Raw genomic sequence first — 15,223 nt, forward strand, 5'->3', positions numbered from 1 at the left:
TCACTTCGGGAGCACCATTAATAAACAAAAAGACTCGCCATCGGTGGGTCTTTTTGTTTATTGTGTTTCGCAAATACTTAGGCTTGACCTAATGATTATAAGTCACAGCACCCGAAGGGTGGTCGACTCGTATTGATTGACGAGGGGAGCTATAAGCTCAAATTTATAATGGAGAAACTGTAGCCCCCGGAGTCACGAGCCTAAAACAGTTGATAACTGTTTTAGGGGAGTCTTTGTTCATTCACTTCGGGAGCACCATTAATAAAATAGGTACCTGCTTCAGTAGGTACCTATTTTTATTGTGTTTCAGGACTGACTTGAACACTTGCTATAATCCTTTAAAACAAGATGCTAAATCAAGCCCTCAACTCAAGAAGCCAAAAAGACCAAGCTCTTTTCGACAATATAAGTGAGCAATATTTCAAGAAGGATTTAAATAAGGCATCAAGAATAGCTCGCAAACATAGACTCATACAAACATTAGGCAAGAACAGCACAACCTTAAGAGTATTAGAACTAGGCTGCGGAGCTGGTTTTGGAGCCGAGTATCTGCAAGGACATTACAGTCACTACACAGGAGTGGACTATTCTACTCAATTCATTAATCTTGCCAAACAAAGAAGCCAAGATCCTCAAGTCACTTGGATCTGTTCAGATTTTCTAGAACTCGGTACTGATAGTCAATATGATCTCATCTTTATGATTGGAGTTTTGCATCACGTAGAAGATATCGATGCAGCACTCAGAAAATGCTTTAAGCTTTTAGCACCCGGTGGCATTTTAGTAGTTAATGAACCACAGCCAAATAATTTCTTGATTCACAACATGAGGAAATTAAGAAAAAAACTCGATAGTCACTACTCTTCAGACCAAGAAGAACTTGAATCCCAGTTTATAAGAGATAAATTCAAAGAAGTTGGTCTATGTGAAATCACAACTAGCCCACAAGGCCTCTTCTCAACTCCTTTTGCAGAGATTAGTTTCAAGCCAGAGTCTTTCTTTGCAGCCTGGGTTCAACAGTTCTGCAACTGGGATAAATATCTGGAAAAACATTACCCTAAGATACTAAGTAATTGGACTTGGAATTGTATTGTATCTGGTCAAAAGACTAGCGAGCTTTCTTAAGCCAAATGCACTGCAATGGATCGCCTTCAACCAATTGATAATGCCTCATGAAATAAGATCGTTTTTCCTCATTTTGTTTATCATAAATCTTATCCATAAACGCAACTATTTCTAGTTCAGGGAGATCTTGAAGCATAAAGGGATTTTGCTTGGAAACATGACTAATACCTGTGTTTTCAAACCAAAAATAATCTATATCTTCATTGAAAATATATGCAGGACATGCCCTGTTGTATGTTGCGATTTTTGCTTCTCTATTGAATTTATGCAATGCATAATCAAGAGTATTTTTCTGACTTAAATACTTAGCATCTGGAACATGCTTGATTTTCTTTATATTATTAGTCGATAAAGCTAATCCAATAACAAATAAACTCAACAACCATTTATAACTCATTTGCTTTTCAATTAAATACTTATTAATTCCATGTGCAGTAAAAATAGACAGAAATGGCAAAAATATAAGGCAGTAATAAGGAAAGAAACCTTTAAAGCAACCATAGATCGGCAATAAAGCACAAAGCAATAATAATTTTGTTGAGTATGACTTAAACTTCATCGAATATATCCCTAAAATGCTAAACAAACAGAGTAAAAAATCTTTCAGGAAGTTCGTACTCGTTAACTGCATTCCAATATAGTCATAAGATCGATTAGTAGAAAAAGAAAAATTAAACACTGTATTATAATAAAGGAATTCATTCAAAGCTCCTTGAGAATAAAAATAAATACCAAACATTGCGTAAACAAATAATGCACCAAGTAGCATCAATAGCCCTATCATCAATGACCGAGGCTGCTTTTCCTTATAATATTCATAAGCAAGAAAAATAAAAATTGCAGCTAATAATATTATAGATTTAAAGTTACAACAAAGCATTAAACCAAAAAGACATCCACTAAGTACAAAAACCAAGACTTTTGTAGTTTTTTGGTTTATTACGAAAAGATAGAACCCAAGTAAAGCAAACACCGTCTGTAACAGATCAGGTCTAATCTCAATAGAAGCCACCTGAGTTATATGCCACATCGTAACAACCATAGTAGTTAGTAAAGCTAAACTATTTGTCTTCAAGAAAAATTTTGCAATCAAAAAAACCAAAATAAATATCAATAGACTTGTAAAAAAAGAATAATGTCTAAAAATAATTAAAGTCTCAAAACTAGCTGGTTCATTAATCTTAGTCAATATGAAGCTATTTAATAGTGTATAAATTGGTCCATGATGATCAAAGAAATCTCTATAAATCATGAGTCCATTAAATTGATTCCAGGCATTGTGAACATGTTGAAACTCATCCTGACTAAAGAAGTTATAAGTTATATTTCTATATAGAACAAAGATATTATTGACAAGAATCAATATTGGAAGAATCAGCCAAAGATTCTTACTAGACTTCTCGCGAAAGTCCTCTTTGTCTTTACTAACGGAACTAGTGCGCCGCACCGTTCCGACCTTTTTTGTGTCGACATCACTAGCAAAACGGGGTTTTGCAGGATGTCTACTATCTTTTACCACAAAGCCTCCCAAGCATCATCACTATAATTTGATAGCAAACTATAAATGGATATACAAAACTAATAAAAGAATCACCATAAGCCCTTTTTCTGAAGCTAATAGGAGTTTGAAGGAATCTCATATTCTTATGGCTAGCATCCAACAAAAGTTGTTGAGTGTAATTATAATCACCTTGAAAGTCGAAGCATGATAAATATTGTCTGTTAAGTCCAAATAAACCAGGCTGACCATCTTCAATATTCCAACCAGTAATAAAGCTCATTATTTTATTAAATACTTTATTGCCAATCAATCTAATCAAAGGCATTTTGTACTCTAATCCAAGGAACCTATTGCCATAAACCAAATCTATTTGATCTGTTTCTAGTAAGTTCATTAGTTTAAGTATGTCTTTTGCGTCATGTTGAAGATCAGCATCTATTTTAATCACAAAATCAGCACCATGTAGCTTAGCATAATTCAATCCCGTTCTAACAGCAGCTCCTAGTCCCCTATTTTTAGTATGCGTGATTATTTTATCAACTTCTATCTTTTCCAATTCCTGTCTAGTTTTATCCGTTGATCCATCATTAATAATTATGATCCGTGTCTTGTATTTATTTTTTAAGCTACTAAGAACTTCTTTGATTTCGGATATAGCCAGAACCACACTGGCTTCTTCGTTAAACACTGGTATCAAAACAAATAAGCAAGGGGCCATGCCTCCATCGTTCTGTTTCTGTAATAATTCGTTAACTGACATTGTCTAATATATCTATCTTTAGGTATTAAGATCTTAGCAAGTCATAGAATTCCCCTTATTTCTTAAAGGATTTACTCTAGAGCGAGTATAAAACTATAACTTATACCCAAACATGTCAAAAGAAAGTTAGATTCTGAGTTGTTGAGACAGATCTCCTATAGTACAATCATCTAGGTTTAAAAGATGCTTGAAGCTACAGAGCTAATCAAAGAATATACAACACGCAAATCTGCTTATGCAATAATACCCATCACCTGGAATGAAGGTGAAAAGATAGTAAAGCAAATTGATAGAATGCAATCGATAGTTAATTATGCCGATATAATCATTGCCGATAATGCTAGCGATGATGGATCACTAGAAGACGAGTTTCTTCAATCAAAAAATATAAGAGCCAAAGTTATTAGCTCTGCAAGGGGCTATGGCAATGCTCTCAGACCTGCAATCTCTTACGCTCTTAATCAGGGCTATGAAGGCATCATTGCGATCGATGGCAATAACAAAGACGGACCTGAAGCTGTTATTGAAATGATAGAATATTTAAAACAAGGATATGGCTTTATCCAAGCATCGCGTTTCATGAAAGGTGGAATAGAAAAAAATATGCCACTCGATCGCTTACTTGCAGTTAAGTTGTTTATGATTCCATTGTTTGCAATTGCAAGTGGTTTTACTTACACCGATCCTTCTAATGGTTTTAAAGCTTATAGTCGTGAGTTTTTGTTAGATCCTCGTGTTGCTCCGCTTCGAGAGATTTTTCATGACTATCGATTTCAGTATTTTGCTAGCACCCAAGCCCTTCGCCTAGGCTACAAAGTCATCGAAGTACCGGCTACTAGGGTCTATCCTGACAAAGGTAAAACACCAACTAAAATCAGGGGTCTTTGGTCACGTATAATAATAATGTGGCAAATGCTCGAAGCTGCCCTAGGGCGCTATAATGTATAAATGCCTAGTGAGCAAAAAACTTTTCTTGTAAGTGGTGTGACCTCAGGCATGGGTAAGGCTTTTGCTCAATTGATCCAAGCCAAAGGACATAATCTAATAGTATTGGTTAGAAACAAAGCATCTATTGAAGATTTTAATTATGAGCGAATTATTGAACTGGATTATGCTCAACCTGATAGAGTTGAAGCTACTTTTAACAACTTTAAAACCAAAATTGATTGCTTTGTTAACTTTGCAGGCCTATTACCAGGCAAATCCTATGACGAATATGATCACCAGAGTCTTACAGAGTTAATGAATATAAACGTCATTAGTCCAAGCTTGATAATCAAATCTATAGTTCCATATATTAAAGAAACTGGTTCTATAATACTCTTAGGTTCTGTATCTGCACAGAAAGGTAGTTATGATGATGCATATGCAGCAAGCAAAGGAGCTATTCATAGTTTAGTTAAATCACTAGCATTAAAGCTAGCTCCCAAAATTCGCGTAGTGGGGATTGCACCAGCTTTATGCAATAATACCCGAATGACAGAAGAGCTGGTTCCTGGTCGTTATCAGCATAACCTAGAGACCATTCCCTTAAAACAAGCCGCTGAAGTCGAAGACATAGCCCAAATCACTTATTTTCTAAGTTCCGACAGTTCCAAATTTATAACTGGCTCTATGATTGATATCAATGGTGGACAATATTTAAGATGATTTATGATGTAGCTATTATTGGTGCTGGTATTTTCGGAGTGAAACTAGGTCTTCTTCTTGCAAAAAAAAATCTGAAAGTAATCATTCTAGAAAAGGAAAATAATATTTGCATGAGGGCTTCTGCAAATAACCAAGCTCGAGTACACAATGGCTATCACTACCCACGTTCTCGCGAGACCTTAATTGCTTCACACCGTCACTACGACAAGTTTCTAAGGGAATTTGAAAGTTGTATCAATTCTGATTTTACTAATTTGTATATTCTTGCAAAAGACTCTCAAGTAAGCTCTCGTAATTTCAAATCTCTTTGTGACCATCATGGACTTTATTGCAAAGAAGTTAATCATGAATACAAGCAATATTTCAATTTTGATTTAATAGATGATGTTTATTTAAGTCAAGAACTTGTTTTTGATATCAATAAAATCAGAACTAAGCTTTTAGAACAAATTAAAGAAGCTGGTATTGAGCTTTGTCTAAATACTAGAATAGAAAATATAGATATTGCGCCCACCATCAAACTTGTTTCAACGAATGAAAGTTTTAAAGCTAAAAAAGTTTTTAATGTAACCTATGCCAGCATAAATCACTTACTAAAAAAACAAGGGCTAGACATTTTTCGTCTAAAATACGAACTTGCAGAGATTTGTTTGGTTGATGTACCAAGAGACATAAAACAGCTTGCAATCACTATTATGGACGGACCTTTTTCTTCGCTTCTTCCCTTCCCTACAACAAAGCAGTACTCTTTGAGCCATGTGAAATACAGTCCACATATCAAATGCTATGCCAAAGATGGTCTACCTCAATCTTATGAAATGATTCCAGACAAACTTGCAAGCAATTTTGATTTAATGAAAGAAGATATTTCACGTTTCGTACCAGCATTGTCAGAAATGGAATACTTGCAATCATTTTATGAAACTAAGGCATTGCTCGAATCACATGAAATAGATGATGGACGTCCAATGTTGATAAAGCAACATTGCGACAACTTTGTCTCCATATTAGGATCAAAAATGGACAATATTTATGATCTCGAGCTTCAGTTAGACAATGTTTTAGGAGCTTGCCAAATACACTGAAATGGAGCGGGTCCTAATAATTGATAGTTCTTGCTGAAATAGGCTTGCCGTTTGTGAGTTCGCTCATTATCAACGATAGCCATAAAAGCTACTATTGGTTTTTGGCTTGTTTTCAATTGCTCAAGCTGATTAAGATCAAAAGGATATTTTTCTAAAATCCTATTGATGTCATAACTTTCAAACCATAAATAATGAAAATCTTTATTAAAAACATATGCAGGGCAAGCTCTGCTGTATGTTGCAATTTCTCGATCTCTACTAAAATGTTTTAATGTAAATTCAAGTGTATTTTTCTGGCTTAAATATCTAGGACTTTCATTAACTTTTGTTTTTTTGATATTGCTTGTGAGCAAAGCTAATCCCATCAAAAATAAAATCACCAAGCCCTTTCTCTTAAGCTCCCTTTGGATTAGATAGTGATTAAAGCCTTGACTTGCAAAAATAGACATGAAAGGCAAAAATATAATACAGTAATGAGGAAATAGCCCATTAAAACAACCATATAGTGGCAATAAACTACAAACCAGTAATAATTGTTGAGATTTAGATTTAAACCCAATCGAGAGTATACCTAAGAGAGTAAATATACAAAGCATAAAATCTTTTGCAAAGTTGAGCAATGTGTAACGTATCCCATAATTCCCATAAGACCAATAGTTTGAAAATTGAAAATTAAACCAAGTATTGTAATAAAGAAAATCTCTCAAAGCTCCTTGAGAATAAAAGTAAATAGCAAACAATGAATAAACAAACAATACACCAAGACCAAGACACAGTCCAATCATTAATGACCTAGCTTCTCTCTCTTTATAATATTCATAGAAAAGAAAAAGAAATATTGCGACTAATAAGATTATAGATTTAAAATTACAAGAAATCATCAACCCAAAAAAACATCCACTAAGCAATAAGCCTAAGACTCTTCTTGTTTTTAAATTCACAAGCAAAATATAAAAACCAAGTAACTCAAATACCGTCTGCAAAAGATCTGGTCTAATTTCAACAGCTACAGATTGACTAATATGCCACATTGTAAACACAGTGCTACTCAAAAGTGCTAGACTTCGGCTCTTTAGAAAGAACTTTGCAATTAAAAAAATTAAGACCAAGATCAACAATGTTAAAAAGAATGAGTAATGCCGAAAAATAATCAGAGTCTCAAAACTGGCTGGATTTTCTAGCTTGTTCAACAGAAAACTATTTAAAAAAGTATAGAGAGGTCCATGATGTTCAAAAAAATCTCTATAAACCAACAAACCACTAAATTGATTCCAAGCATTATGCACATGTTGAAAATCATCCTGATTAAATGGCTTATGATAAATACTGTGATAGATAGCAACAATATTATTGAGAAGAATTAAAGCGGGAATAATAACCCAAAGTTTCTTAGTATCATTTTCCATAAATATGTCCTTTCATCATTTTAGACCTGTTTTGAAAGTTGATAAGGCGTATAAACCAGATATGATAAAATAATATACGAGTCGTGTAAAAAAAGAGCTGGTAGAGAAAGAAATACAATGTTTAAAAAGATTGAATTATGGATAGTTGCTCTTCTTTTTGTTTTTTTTTCAATAATCATGATTAGTTATGGTGCTTTTTTAAAACAAACCCTAATAAGACATCCTGACAATTATTCGAGATTAGAACAAGTAGCTATGTTTCTTGCAGAAATCCCAAGCAACTTCAGGAAAATAATTGGCGCAAGTGCAGGCAATCCTTTGATACTTAGGACCAAAGTAAACCAGCTAAATAACTATAAGAGGGGCTTCTTGCTTGTATCTGCTTTTAGTAAAAAGTACGGAAGCAATATTATTTACCTATACGATGTAAAGCGTGAAGCAAGGATACATCAATGGCTACCACCAATAAAACAAATTAGAGACAAAATCAAAAATAATAAATCACGAAGAATGGAAGCTATTAATTTTAGAACCATGCACCCATTACTAAGTAAGGATGGAAGTATAGTCTTTGGTAATGGTAGAGGGCCTTTAGTTAAGCTTGATGTTTGTAGCAACATCGAATGGATAAGTGATAGATATTTTCACCATTCTATTGAACTAAACTCTAAAGGCAACCTTGTTGTTCCGATCGTCACAAAATCCAATGAAAACTATTTTGCTCCGGTCTCAGGTCCAGATGCTAATCCAGGCAATTTCCAAGATGATGCTTTTGCAGAAGTTTCAATGGAAAATGGCAAGGTCATGAACGAAACATCGATAACCAAGATTTTAATTGAAAATGAATATCACAATATAGTCCTTCAATCTCTCTCTACCACAGATGACCTGATTCATTTAAACGATGCTGAGCCTATCAATTTCACAGATGGTTTTGTTCGGGAAGGAGACATAATGCTAAGCATGAGAAACACATCTTCAGTAGCATTATATCGTCCTAGCACCAATAAAATTGTTTGGTTACAACAAGGTCCATGGAGACAGCAACATGATATTGATTACCAAGGCAATGGTGTTTTCACTATCTTTGGTAATGATAGTTATCAAAATCGTTCACTGAGAGGCTATTCTACAATTTATTCTTACGACATAAAGACTACTAGTGCAGTTGAACTCTTGGCTTTAAACAAACCTGCCATTTTTACAGGAACTGAGGGGCTACATCAAATCATCTCAGAAAATGAAATCATGATTGAAGAAACTAATAAAGGTATAATCCATATTATGGATAAAGAGGGTCAAGATCAATTAAGATATGTGAGTAAGCTCAATAAGTCGTATCATAGTGCACTACATTGGTCTAGATTTATCAATGACGAAGATTTGATTTCAAGTGTCAAAGAAGCAAAGGCAAATTCATGTCCAAATTAAAAATCCTAGCAGTAATTGTTTGCAGCATAGCGGTCCTCCCCGCTTATGCTTATATTGGTCCTGGTATGGGAGGAGGGCTAATCACGGCAACAATAGGCGTCGTTGTTGCAATCTTGTCATCATTGTTAGGAATCATATACTTTCCTATCAAAAGGTTTTTTGAAAATAGAAGACGCAAGAACCAAACCAACAAAGCTAATGCAAAACTATAGCTCCATACAAAAATTCTTGCATCAAATAGTCTTAGGTAATTCTTTTTTGGCTAGATCTTTGTTTGAGATGGAGAAGTCACTATTCTACAAAGAAGACAAGGCCATAAACAATGCTGAACATATTTTCATCACCGGCTTACCAAGATCAGGGACGACAATACTACTCAAGGCTCTTTATGAGACAGGAGATTTTGCTTCATTAACTTATGCAGATATGCCCTTTGTCTTAGCACCAAATTTATTTAGTCAATTTGCAGCTAAGTCAAACCTGCAAGCCAAAGAAAGAGAACAGCAAGATGGTATAGAGCATGAACTCAATTCTCCAGAAGCTTTTGATGAGGTTTTCTTTAAACATTTCTCACAAGACCAGTCTCGCGAGGAGCTACAAAGCTTTATATCACTAGTTTTGAAGAAATACCAAAAGCAAAGATACTTAAGTAAAAACAACCTCAATTATCAACGTGTTGAATTAATCAGCTCAGTTTTCCCTAATGCACAATTCTTAATTCCATTTAGAGAACCATTGCAACATGCCTACTCGTTACTAAAACAACACCGCCGTTTTTGCAAATTACAAAAACAAGATAGTTTTGTTTTAAAATATATGGACTTACTCGGTCATAACGAGTTTGGATTAAACCATATAGCCTGGAATCCAGCCCAGCAATACACTGACACATTCAGTATTAATTACTGGCTTGAACAATGGTATATGTTCTACCAAAACATTCTCAAAGACAAGTCAAAACAATCAAGCCTGGTTTCATATTCAAAACTATGTAAAAGCCAAGAATATAGACAAGCCTTGGTCACAGAACTAAAACTACCTGAGCTGTCAACTGACTTCAAGCTTGCACAAACTGATATTCAAGAAGACTATGACAGAGATCTCTATACTAAGTCTGAAGAGACATACCAAATTCTTAATAGAGTTCTTTCGAAACCCATAAATGGGTCCGAAAGAACTCTACCAAAATCTTCGATTTTGGGTCTTTTGTAAGACCTCATTACACGAAACCTTCGGTTTCGCAAGAGGTCAAATTTACAGCACGTGAATGTAATATACTAATACTATGTCCCAATGGTCAATCCATTCAAAAACCACAATCGACCCAGCTTTACTTGAGCTAGCTGCTGGAGATAGCCTAATTGCAAGGATCTTAATCAATAGAGGAATCGCTGACGCAAAAGCCGCTCGTTACTACCTTGATACCAAAAACATCCAAGCGTCTAGCCCACTTGAAATTCCAGAAATGGACAAAGCCTATAGCAGAATCAAAACTGCAATAGAGAACAAAGAAAAAATCCTAATCTACGGCGACTATGATGTTGATGGCACCAGCTCAGTGGCTCTACTCTATAGAGCATTTGCAATGATTGGGGTTCATGTCGATTACTATATTCCCGACCGACATTCAGAGGGCTATGGTATAAACAAAGAAGCTATCAGGAAAATCAAAGAAGAACTAAAAATAGATTTAATGATTTCTTGTGACTGCGGCATCAGTAATTATGAAGAAGTAAAATACGGACAAAGCATTAGCTTAGATATCATCATCACTGACCATCATTCAATACCAAATATACCCCCACCGGGTATCGCGAATTGTAATCCAAAGACTCTCCCAGAAGAGCATCCGCTGCATTTTCTTCCTGGAGTTGGAGTTGCCTATAAATTAGCAGAATTAATTCTTGATGAGCATTTTGATAAAGCCGTGGTTAGTACTTATGCTCATTCGCTTCTTGATTTAGTAGCACTTGGTATGATCGCAGACCTAGCGCCATTGCGCGCAGAAAATAGATACCTGACAGTGCTTGGCTTAGAAATACTTGCCAAAACCAAAAAACCAGGATTGCAAGAACTACTCAAAATCAGTAGTAGAGGAGCTGACACCGAATCAATTGGCTTTGGGCTGGCACCAAGAATTAATGCAGCTGGTAGATTAGCGGATGCCACAAGAGCAGTCAGGCTCATGATTACAGAAGACCGAGATGAAGCGATTGAGCTTTGTCGTGACTTGGACGACGAAAACAAAAATCGACAAGAACTTTGTAACGAAATTCAAGAAGATGCCTTAACTATCATTGATCAAGATAGAGCGATGCTTGATGATAATGTAATCGTACTAGCCAAAGAGGGCTGGCATCACGGTGTCATTGGCATTGTCGCTAGTCGTATGCTCGATAAATTCCATCTGCCTGTTTTTATTATGGCAATGGATGGTGACAAAGCACGCGGCTCAGTTCGCTGCATAGCTGTTGATGGTTTAGATATTTATCAAGAGATGAAAGCTATTCAAGAAAAGCATGGACTTTTTCTTGGCTATGGCGGGCACAAAATGGCAGCTGGTTTTAGTGTCAAGGCTCAAGACACAGATCAACTTTGCATTGCTATTAGAGATCACTTCCGGATCAAGCTCGATGGACGCAACCTTGAAAAACAAATCAAAATTGATACAGCACTCATGCTCAAAGAACTCAGTAGCTCGCTAATCACTCGCCTTGAAAAGCTAGCGCCTTATGGCATGGAACATAGGCAGGCATTGTTTATCTCTGGTCCATTAAAAATAGAAGCTATAAGAATGCTCGGCAAGGATGGCAAGCATATCAAATTATTTTTGTCTGAAGGATCTCATACTCAGCAAAACAAAAAATATGAAGCAGTACTCTGGAATAGAGCTGAAGAACTAAGTCAGGAATTTCAAGCTGGCTCAGCGATTACCATTGCATATACACCGCACATCAATGAATTCATGGGAGATAAAATAATGCAACTAGATATCAAAGACTGGAAGCATCCAAGTGATGTTGGTGATGAGTTTTTTGAGAGATTTAACGTGCTACAATCTTCTGCGTTATGACTAAATATTCAATTATATTTCCAGGACAAGGCGCACAATCAGTAGGCATGGGGCAAGATAGCCACCAAGCTAGTGCTCAAATCCAAGAGATCTACGCCAAAGCAGATGAACTGTTTGGCTCAAGTCCTTCAATCTCAGAAGTGAGCTTTAATGGACCAGAAGAAACTCTTGCCAAGACCCTTTATACACAACCAGCAATTCTCACCTTGAGTATTGCGCTCGCTAGTCAAGTCAAAGCAGCAATTCAAGCTAGCAAAATAGCCAAACCCGAGTTTGTCGCAGGACATAGTCTTGGGGAGTTCTCAGCACTTTACATGGCAGATGTTTTGAGCCTGGAAGATGTACTTAGACTAGTTATCAAAAGAGCACAGTTGATGGAAGCAGCTCCAGCCGGAGCAATGTCAGCAATCATTGGCATGGATGAAAGCAAGTTAAATGAAATCATAGCTGGTATTAATGGCGCGTCGGTAGCAAACTACAACTCAGCTGATCAAATTGTTGCTACTGGCACTCAAGAAGCGATGACAGAGTTAGCGAAGCAAGTTGAAGAATTTGCTACAGCAAACTCAGTCAAGGCGCGAGTTATAGCCTTGAACGTCGGCGGCGCCTTTCATTCACCACTAATGCAAGCAGCCTCAAATGAGTTTGCTAATTTAATTGACGCTTGTGAGTTTAAAGATGCATCAATTCCTGTAATTCAAAACATCAATGCCCAAGCTACAACAGAAGCTAATCAAATCAAAACCAATCTCAAACAACAAATGACCGGTTCAGTACAATGGACCAAAACCTGTGCTGATTTAATTAGCAAGAATGGTGAGATTTGGGAAATTGGACCAGGCAAAGTCTTAGCTGGTTTAGTCAAAAAACAAGATCGCAGATACCCAGTGAAAAATATTGCTTCAATCACTGATTTAGATTCGGTTTTAAACCCTGTCGTTAATTAACAAATAACAAGATTTATATTGAGTGCTAAGTAATAATACCGTTTTAATCGTCCATTAGCTGCGCTGATTATGAGATAATTAGAAAACGTTTTGATAGAAGAAGAACCACAAAAAAAACTCAATAAATTCAATTGGTACCCTGGGCATATTGCCAAAGCGGAACGCCAATTAAAAGAGAAACTCAAAGTTATTGATATAGTTATTGAGCTACGAGATGCTCGCATCCCAGAAGCAAGCAAACACAAAGATCTTGCGCAATGGGCAAACAACAAACCAATTATCACAGTAATCAACAAGGCTGATCTAGCTCCACCCAACGACAATTATATTTCAATCAATTCAAAAGAAACAGGTTCACTCAAAAGACTCATTAAAGAAATTGAAAAAGCTTCCAAACCAATCCTTGAAAAATACCTTAGCAAAGGAGTTATAGGTAGAGCAACCAAAGTAATGGTTGTCGGTTATCCCAATGTTGGCAAGTCATCATTAATCAACGCGCTTACCAAAAACAAAAAGAAAGCCAAAGTCGCCGACAAGGCAGGTGTCACCAGGCAACAACAATGGATAGACACCAAATCCAAACTCAATATCAAACTCTTAGATACACCTGGAATAATCCCAGCCAAGTTTTATTCTGAAGATCAAGCACTCAAACTAGCACTCTGTAACTGCCTTGGCGACAACGCTTATGATCATGTACTTGTAGCTAAAGAAGGCATGTTACTACTTGAAGAAGCCACCACTCGTTTCTACGGAATCGAATTTAGAGAAGATCCTCTTGCAGCACTCGCCATCAAAAAAAGCATGATCCGCAATGGAACTCCTGACATAGATAGAGCTGCTGATTTGTTTCTTAAGGATTTTAGAGAGGCTAAGCTGGGCAGGATTAGTCTAGACTAATCCTAGGAGCTTGTCACCCAGCCCAAATTACTAAATATAGCCATAACATGCTATATTTAGTTTGTTATGTCAACAATCATTTTTGCAATACAAATTCTTTCAGGTCTATTTACAGTATTTTTTGTACTGATTAAAGACCCTAAATCTGAAGGTCTTGGCGCAATTGGTTCAACAGCTAGTAGCTTCAAAGGTGTCAAAACTAGTGCTGATGAGCAGCTCGACAATATGACTTGGATTTTTGTTGCAGTATTTTTATTTAGTTCAGCACTTTTAGGTTTTAAACTAGTATAAGTCAAATCAGTAGAGCTGTTTTGAAAGTCGGAATTATCTCCAAAGGCAACACGCTCATTCCGCGCGGTTGCTACCTTTTTTGAGCGACCTGTTTCGAAACAGGTCTAGTAAAACTGTTGATTTGAAGCTTGCGTGAACAAAGTTTACTGTTTGCGTTCGCTATTACGGGGCTTCAGTTTCTTTAACATCTTCAAGGGTTTTCCATCTTCCCTGAACACTGCATGCGCCTGCTTTGCAGGCTGCCACTAATCGTATTGATCCTGTGATTACAACCAGATCACTAGGAGTTTTGAGCTTTAGAGCCGTTTCAATAGCTTCTTGAGGATCAAGAATCATCATCTTGTTAGCATCAATAATTTCATCAAGTAAGAAAGCCGGAGTAGCTCTTGAAGAGTCAATCTCGGTAAGTATTACCAAGTCTCTATCTGGGTCCATCACTAGATTTGCAAACAATTCATCCAAACAAGCCTTATAATCCTTATCCAAAAAAGCTAAAACAAAAATCTTTCTTGCCGCGTCGTAGCAAGGCGAAGACGGGCGATCAAAGCCTGGCAACCCACTTCTAATAAAATGATTTAATTGCTTCATACCAGCAGGATTATGAGCCACATCAAACAAGACTCCATCTTTATATTCAAAACGTGCTCTATGTCTAGCAGGGAACTGTTTTAAGACTTTTTGTTTTTCTTCTTCTCTGACTTGTAGTTTATTTATTGATTCAAAAATCTCAAGAGCGAGTAAAAAATTGCTTCCAGTTTGATCATTGGGAGATTGCCACGCACCTGCGGGCTTCGCAATGACAGATGCTTCGAAATGCGGCACGCCATCGCGCTTAATCCCCTCCTTCTCGCAGCGAATCTTTTCAATACTATCTCCCAAATAATCCATATGATCCATAGCGACATTAGTAATGGCAGTAGCAATTCTATTCTCAGCTGGAATTACATTAGTAGCATCAAGCCTGCCTCCTAAGCCAGTTTCTAGAATAGCTATATCGACTTGCTCTTGTTTAAAATACTCAAAAGCAACTAAAGTTTTTTCTTCAAACTCTGTT

14 protein-coding genes are annotated in these 15,223 nt (G+C 36.4%); 10 read left to right on the forward strand and 4 right to left on the reverse strand.

Features of this window, described 5'->3' with window-relative positions:
- Positions 1–348: 348 nt before the first annotated feature.
- On the forward strand, positions 349–1,125 hold the full coding sequence (locus O3C63_07390; GenBank protein MDA0772751.1) for a class I SAM-dependent methyltransferase: 777 nt from the start codon (positions 349–351) through the stop codon (positions 1,123–1,125).
- On the opposite strand, the gene O3C63_07395 is transcribed toward O3C63_07390, so the two are convergent.
- Together O3C63_07395 and O3C63_07400 are read right to left on the reverse strand one after the other, a co-directional pair.
- A complete protein-coding gene (locus O3C63_07395; protein MDA0772752.1) occupies positions 1,109–2,644 on the reverse strand; it encodes a glycosyltransferase family 39 protein in 1,536 nt (511 codons plus the stop codon). The two genes, O3C63_07390 and O3C63_07395, sit on opposite strands and share 17 nt — an antisense overlap.
- Entirely contained in the window at positions 2,631–3,386 is a 756-nt protein-coding gene (locus O3C63_07400) for a glycosyltransferase family 2 protein (protein MDA0772753.1), read from the reverse strand. The genes O3C63_07395 and O3C63_07400 overlap by 14 nt, the downstream gene beginning before the upstream one ends.
- Before the next feature lie 183 nt (positions 3,387–3,569).
- Between O3C63_07400 and O3C63_07405 the strand changes: the two genes are divergently transcribed.
- Genes O3C63_07405 through O3C63_07415 form a run of 3 tightly spaced genes read left to right on the forward strand, consistent with a single transcriptional unit; the run spans position 3,570 to position 6,121 of the window.
- On the forward strand, positions 3,570–4,334 hold the full coding sequence (locus tag O3C63_07405; protein MDA0772754.1) for a glycosyltransferase family 2 protein: 765 nt from the start codon (positions 3,570–3,572) through the stop codon (positions 4,332–4,334).
- Entirely contained in the window at positions 4,335–5,036 is a 702-nt protein-coding gene (locus O3C63_07410; GenBank protein MDA0772755.1) for an SDR family NAD(P)-dependent oxidoreductase, read from the forward strand.
- Positions 5,033–6,121 carry an FAD-dependent oxidoreductase gene (locus tag O3C63_07415; protein ID MDA0772756.1) on the forward strand — a complete coding sequence of 363 codons (1,089 nt, stop codon included), beginning with the start codon at positions 5,033–5,035 and terminating at the stop codon, positions 6,119–6,121. The genes O3C63_07410 and O3C63_07415 overlap by 4 nt, the downstream gene beginning before the upstream one ends.
- On the opposite strand, the gene O3C63_07420 is transcribed toward O3C63_07415, so the two are convergent.
- Positions 6,082–7,527, reverse strand: coding sequence for a glycosyltransferase family 39 protein (locus O3C63_07420; protein MDA0772757.1), 1,446 nt, complete (start codon positions 7,525–7,527; stop codon positions 6,082–6,084). The genes O3C63_07415 and O3C63_07420 overlap by 40 nt on opposite strands.
- 117 nt (positions 7,528–7,644) lie before the next feature.
- Between O3C63_07420 and O3C63_07425 the strand changes: the two genes are divergently transcribed.
- The 6 genes from O3C63_07425 to secG all read left to right on the forward strand — a co-directional run bounded on the left by O3C63_07425 (position 7,645) and on the right by secG (position 14,169).
- The gene (locus O3C63_07425) at positions 7,645–8,958 is read left to right on the forward strand and encodes a hypothetical protein (GenBank protein MDA0772758.1); all 1,314 of its coding nucleotides are present in this window, start codon (positions 7,645–7,647) and stop codon (positions 8,956–8,958) included.
- Between the two features lie 159 nt (positions 8,959–9,117).
- Positions 9,118–10,170, forward strand: a complete 1,053-nt coding sequence (locus O3C63_07430; protein ID MDA0772759.1) for a sulfotransferase — start codon at positions 9,118–9,120, stop codon at positions 10,168–10,170.
- 73 nt (positions 10,171–10,243) lie between these two features.
- Positions 10,244–12,031, forward strand: coding sequence for a single-stranded-DNA-specific exonuclease RecJ (recJ, locus tag O3C63_07435; GenBank protein ID MDA0772760.1), 1,788 nt, complete (start codon positions 10,244–10,246; stop codon positions 12,029–12,031).
- Positions 12,028–12,978, forward strand: a complete 951-nt coding sequence (fabD, locus tag O3C63_07440) for an ACP S-malonyltransferase (GenBank protein MDA0772761.1) — start codon at positions 12,028–12,030, stop codon at positions 12,976–12,978. The genes recJ and fabD overlap by 4 nt, the downstream gene beginning before the upstream one ends.
- Positions 12,979–13,068: 90 nt before the next feature.
- Positions 13,069–13,878, forward strand: coding sequence for a ribosome biogenesis GTPase YlqF (gene ylqF / locus O3C63_07445; GenBank protein ID MDA0772762.1), 810 nt, complete (start codon positions 13,069–13,071; stop codon positions 13,876–13,878).
- A gap of 66 nt (positions 13,879–13,944) precedes the next feature.
- Entirely contained in the window at positions 13,945–14,169 is a 225-nt protein-coding gene (gene secG, locus O3C63_07450; GenBank protein ID MDA0772763.1) for a preprotein translocase subunit SecG, read from the forward strand.
- 162 nt (positions 14,170–14,331) lie between these two features.
- Here the strand turns inward: secG and O3C63_07455 are convergent.
- Positions 14,332–15,223: hypothetical protein (locus O3C63_07455; protein MDA0772764.1), on the reverse strand; the 892-nt coding region annotated here is incomplete at its 5' end.

The sequence above is a fragment of the Cyanobacteriota bacterium genome (assembly GCA_027618255.1).
Classification (GTDB): domain Bacteria; phylum Cyanobacteriota; class Vampirovibrionia; order LMEP-6097; family LMEP-6097; genus JABHOV01.

Excerpts from the sequence above, each read along its gene's own strand:
- O3C63_07390 (MDA0772751.1), top strand. The coding sequence starts at position 349 with ATGCTAAATCAAGCCCTCAACTCAAGAAGCCAAAAAGACCAAGCTCTT.
- O3C63_07400 (MDA0772753.1), bottom strand. The coding sequence starts at position 3,386 with ATGTCAGTTAACGAATTATTACAGAAACAGAACGATGGAGGCATGGCC.
- O3C63_07405 (MDA0772754.1), top strand. The coding sequence starts at position 3,570 with ATGCTTGAAGCTACAGAGCTAATCAAAGAATATACAACACGCAAATCT.
- O3C63_07410 (MDA0772755.1), top strand. The coding sequence starts at position 4,335 with ATGCCTAGTGAGCAAAAAACTTTTCTTGTAAGTGGTGTGACCTCAGGC.
- O3C63_07415 (MDA0772756.1), top strand. The coding sequence starts at position 5,033 with ATGATTTATGATGTAGCTATTATTGGTGCTGGTATTTTCGGAGTGAAA.
- O3C63_07420 (MDA0772757.1), bottom strand. The coding sequence starts at position 7,527 with ATGGAAAATGATACTAAGAAACTTTGGGTTATTATTCCCGCTTTAATT.
- O3C63_07425 (MDA0772758.1), top strand. The coding sequence starts at position 7,645 with ATGTTTAAAAAGATTGAATTATGGATAGTTGCTCTTCTTTTTGTTTTT.
- recJ (MDA0772760.1), top strand. The coding sequence starts at position 10,244 with ATGTCCCAATGGTCAATCCATTCAAAAACCACAATCGACCCAGCTTTA.
- fabD (MDA0772761.1), top strand. The coding sequence starts at position 12,028 with ATGACTAAATATTCAATTATATTTCCAGGACAAGGCGCACAATCAGTA.
- secG (MDA0772763.1), top strand. The coding sequence starts at position 13,945 with ATGTCAACAATCATTTTTGCAATACAAATTCTTTCAGGTCTATTTACA.